The organism is Trabulsiella guamensis ATCC 49490 (assembly GCF_000734965.1).
GTDB classification, from domain to species: domain Bacteria; phylum Pseudomonadota; class Gammaproteobacteria; order Enterobacterales; family Enterobacteriaceae; genus Trabulsiella; species Trabulsiella guamensis.
Genome location: NZ_JMTB01000152.1, coordinates 1 through 1550, shown reverse-complemented (window position 1 = coordinate 1550; position 1550 = coordinate 1). Strand labels below are relative to the sequence as shown.

At 54.1% G+C, this 1550-nt stretch carries 1 protein-coding gene; it reads right to left on the bottom strand.

What is annotated here, in order from left to right:
- On the bottom strand, positions 1–1550 hold a 1550-nt coding region (locus GTGU_RS23185; protein WP_051857441.1), incomplete at both ends, for a phage tail tape measure protein.

Sequence of the window (1550 nt, the reverse complement as noted above, 5' to 3'; positions counted from 1 at the left end):
CACCGGTCAGGTCAGTCGACCATTGTTTCAGCCGTTCGCGGGAATCACCGGCAATGAATTTTTGCGCCTCATCCATCAGCATCTTGTCAAACTCAATGGCTTCCGGATATTCCTGCTCGATGTAACCGTAAATCTCAGAGGCGGTAAGCGCCACGCCGAACGCACCGGCACCTCTTCCGGCAACCCTGAGCGCCGATGTGCCCAGATTAGCCAGCCTGCCACCCGACCCCGGTTTACCGCCAGTGCCCGGACCGGTTTTACCACCAGAGCCTGGCAGGCCGTTACCGTTACCCATACCACCTGCGCCCATATTCACCACGTAGACGGGCATGACACCGGAGCCAAGCACATCGGCCGCACCGCCTTTACCGCCTTTACCACGGATGCTGCCGAAGAGATCCATCGCGTCTTTACCGAGTTTGAACGCCTTGCGGGCAGCAATGGCACCTCCGACAACTATCGCAACCTGCTTGCCGGTTTCCAGCCAGTTCTGGGCGGTTTCCTGGTCTACAGAGTTAATTGCATCAGCAAGATCCTGGACGGGACCTGCCAGATTATTGTTGGCAAATTTGCTCCAGGTTGTCTCCAGCACTTCCATAGCAGACGTAAAATCTTGGGCTGCATATTTAGCGTCCGCCATAATGCCGGAGCCGTCTGCCACAACAGACTGGTATCGTTTAAGGTTTTCAGCGCCTTTCCCTGACGTAACGCCACTAATCAGTAGAATACTGTCCTGGTTAAAACCCGCCTCCAGCAGTCTTTTGTTCTGCTCAGCAGCCCCTTTGCTACCTGATTTCTTAGCCACTTCAGCTAAAAGGGTCGATAGCTCACGCATTCGACCATCATCGCCATAGACATTGATACCTTGCTTGCGCAAGGTCTCGACCGCTTTTGGTAGTTGTAGATCTCTAATCAGGTTTTCCGTTGCGGTGGCAGCTTTGTCGCGATCTCCTGTTGCGTCCCTTGCGACGTTGAGTACCACCAGTCCCTCTTTGATGCCTTCCACACCTTTACCACCGGCTGCCGCATACATTGATAACGCAGTCGTTGCTTTTTCCGCCGCATCCTTTAATTCGAACGCGCCTTCCTTACCCAGACTATTGGCAATGTCCATTGCCTGAAGGGTCTCCTGGGTATTCTTCATCTGAAATTTCTGGAAAGTCGCAAATAATGCGCCAATAGACTCACCACCAGCGCCGGATGCTGCTAAAGAAGCGGCAAGGTTGTCCTGGTTCTTGATACCGAAATCCAGATCACCCGTCACTTTGTTCACACTTTCCAGCGCGGCCATTAACTCAGCATCATCGACACGAAACTTGATTGCCGAATCCTGAACACCGGAAAAAATGTCACGCATTTCCTCGCGGGTTTTTCCGGCGGCAATGCCAAGCTGCGTCAACTTCCTGTCCGTCACCGCAAATTCTTTCAGCGCGGCACCACCGGCAAAGCCTGCTATCAGCCCGACATAGCGGTTACCGAGTGCGTCAATACCCCGGCCAGCCGCTTCGGATGTTGCCTTAACGAGGGACATTGCCCGCTGGTTGCGGGCC